This is a genomic window from Acidiphilium sp. JA12-A1, assembly GCF_000724705.2.
Lineage (GTDB): Bacteria > Pseudomonadota > Alphaproteobacteria > Acetobacterales > Acetobacteraceae > Acidiphilium > Acidiphilium multivorum.
This window is the reverse complement of record NZ_JFHO01000256.1, coordinates 1-667: the sequence shown is the minus strand read 5'-3', so window position 1 is coordinate 667 and position 667 is coordinate 1. Positions and strand designations below refer to the sequence as shown.

Below are 667 nucleotides of genomic sequence, written 5' to 3'. Positions count from 1 at the left end.
CAGGTAGATCGCGAGAGCCACGAGGTTGAGGCTGAATGGTGTGCCGGTCTCCATGCCTTCCGGGACGGCTGCCAGCGTGGTCGCCCACAGCACGGACAATGGCCGGCATAGCGTTCGACGCGGGTGACGACCGGCTTGATCGGCGGCAGATCGATCTTGTCGTAGCGCTGCGCGAGGCGCTGATCCGCGTCAGTCAGCCCGGCACGGCAGTGCTGGCAATGCGCCGCCTTCGCGATCACCGTCTGATCGGGGTTCTCGGCAAGCAAGCGACCGCCACCCTCACGGCCGAGACTGCCTTTGCGGGGCCCTTGCGCGGTACTTTTCTCGGGCCGGTTTGGCTTCTGCCCGCGCGATGGCGGCAGGCTCGAATTGTCCGGCCGCTTCGGCGGTTCGTTTAGCCGCGCCTCCAACTCCGCAATCCGGCGTTCCGCATCCGAAAGCCGGATTGCCAGTTCCGCGTTCCTGCGCTCGGATGATTGCAACGCGTCCCATAGCGCGCGGATCAGCGCGTCTTTCTCAGCGTGCGATAGGAGAGACAGGTCAGGAAGCTCGTTCACGCCTCCCGTCGAATCGTATCCGCCGTGGTCACGTCAATTCACAATCGATTCAACTTATCGACGGACCAGGATGAGCAGATACCGACGCTCGACAAGATCGATCTGCCGCC

General features: G+C 63.7%; 1 protein-coding gene. It reads right to left on the bottom strand.

What is annotated here, in order from left to right; genetic code table 11:
- Positions 1 to 557: DUF6444 domain-containing protein (locus RT91_RS21850; RefSeq protein WP_240314392.1), on the bottom strand; the 557-nt coding region annotated here is incomplete at its 3' end.
- Positions 558 to 667 lie beyond the last annotated feature (110 nt).